2 protein-coding genes are annotated in these 1,749 nt (G+C 71.6%); both read right to left on the reverse strand.

Annotation, left to right across the window (positions count from 1 at the left end; translation table 11 throughout):
• Positions 1-1,059 (reverse strand): LLM class flavin-dependent oxidoreductase (locus AC1DVT_RS20045; protein WP_477391125.1); only part of this gene is annotated, 1,059 nt, incomplete at its 3' end.
• Positions 1,056-1,749 (reverse strand): DUF1684 domain-containing protein (locus AC1DVT_RS20050; RefSeq protein ID WP_477391127.1); only part of this gene is annotated, 694 nt, incomplete at its 5' end. The genes AC1DVT_RS20045 and AC1DVT_RS20050, both read right to left, overlap by 4 nt.

Genomic DNA, 1,749 nt, shown 5'->3' on the forward strand with positions numbered 1-1,749 from the left:
GCGCGCGCCCGGGTCATCCGCCGTCCACAGGGTCGTCGGAAGCTCCCTGCGCAGCACCGGGATCACGTCGGTGGCGAAGCGCTCCAGGATCTCGAGCTGCTGCTCGAACGGGACCGTGGTGGGCAGGCTGATCGACTGGAGCGAGTGGCCCAGCCGGCCATGGAAGCGGGCGATCTTGTCGATCACCTGCTGGGCGGTCCCCACGAGCACCGGACCGTCGGCGACCGCGTGGTCGATATCGCGGTACGGGGTGTTGTTGCCCGGAACGTTGGTCGCGGCGACGAGCGCGTCGTACACCGGGCCGTACTGGCGGACCGCGTCCTGCGAGGTGTCGGCGAGGAACAGCGCGCCGGCGCCGGCCGCGACGTAGTCGCCCCCGGCGACGTGTCCGTGCCGGGCGTACTCCGACCGGTAGTGGTCGGCGAGCACGCCGTACACCTCGAGCGGCTGCAGGGCGTTCGCGCTGAACAGCGGGTCGCCCCACTTGCCGGCGAGCGCGGCGGAGAAGAGCGTCGTCGCCGAGCCGTGCCATACCCGCGGGCTGCCGTCGAACGGCCGCGGCAGAGTGGTGACCTCGTGCAGGGCTCGGGTGAACTCGCCACCCGGCCAGGTCACCTCCTCCTCCTCCCAGAGCGCGCGCAGCACCGCGTACTTCTCCGCGAGCAGCTCCCACTGGTCGTCGATCTCGAGGCCGAACAGCGGGAACTGCGCCGCCTCGTTGCCCTTGCCGATCGTGAGTTCGAGGCGCCCGCGCGACGGCTGATCGATCGTCGCGTAGTCCTCTGCGACGCGCACCGGGTCGAGGATCGGGATGACGGTGACTCCGGAGTCGAGCCGGATGCGGTGCGTCCGCGCGGCGATCGCGCCGAGGAGCACGGTGGGCGACGACGAGAGGAAGTGGCCGGCATGGCGCTCGCCCACGGCGACCGCATCGAAGCCGAGCTCCTCCGCCCGCACCGCCGCTCGCAGGGTCTCATCGAACCTGTCCGCGGGCGAGGACTGCCGCCCGGTGAGCGGGTCGGCACGGTAGGGGATGATGTCCAGCAGCTGGAACCTCACGCGGTCGCCCCCGCCGGCTCGTTGGCGTGCACGCGCGCCAACGGGGTCTTCTCCCCCGCCTCGATGCCGATCGGCAGCCGGTTCTCGGCCGGCGGCAGCGGGCACGTCGCGAAGTCGGTGTATGCGCATGGGAGGTTGACGGCGCGGTTGAAGTCGATCACCGTCGCGCCATCCGCATCGGGGGCAGGGATGCTGAGGCTGCGGTTGGCCGCGTAGGTCGTGAGTCCGCTCGTCGCGTCGGTGAAGAGCACGAGGAGGTCCCCGTGGCCGTGGCCCGGGAACGCGGTCAGCCGGAAGGTTTCGCCGTGCAGGGCGAACTCCAGGTATCCAGGCGCGTCGTAGACATGCTTCAGCCCATCCACCGCCGCCCCTACCTCGGTCGGCCGCGGCACGTCGTATGCCACGAACTGGGCCTGCACCCGCCACCGCGGATTGGGGACGTAGACGGGCGTGCCGTCGTACGTCGCCAAGAAGGGATGGTCGGGGCGGCGAGGGCGGACGATGTCGTGCCCGCCGCGCCGCGCGATCTCGATGACGCCGCCGTCGAAAAGGACGGTCACCCCGCCCCGCTCAGGGACCACCCCGAACTCGTGGCGGCCGGTGAGCACCGTGCCGTCGAGTGTGAGGCGCTCATCGTCGCCCAGCTGGACGACCGGGCCCCCCGGTCCGGTCGACCACTCTCCCGGCAGC

The organism is Microbacterium sp. P2_F9, from assembly GCF_056403635.1.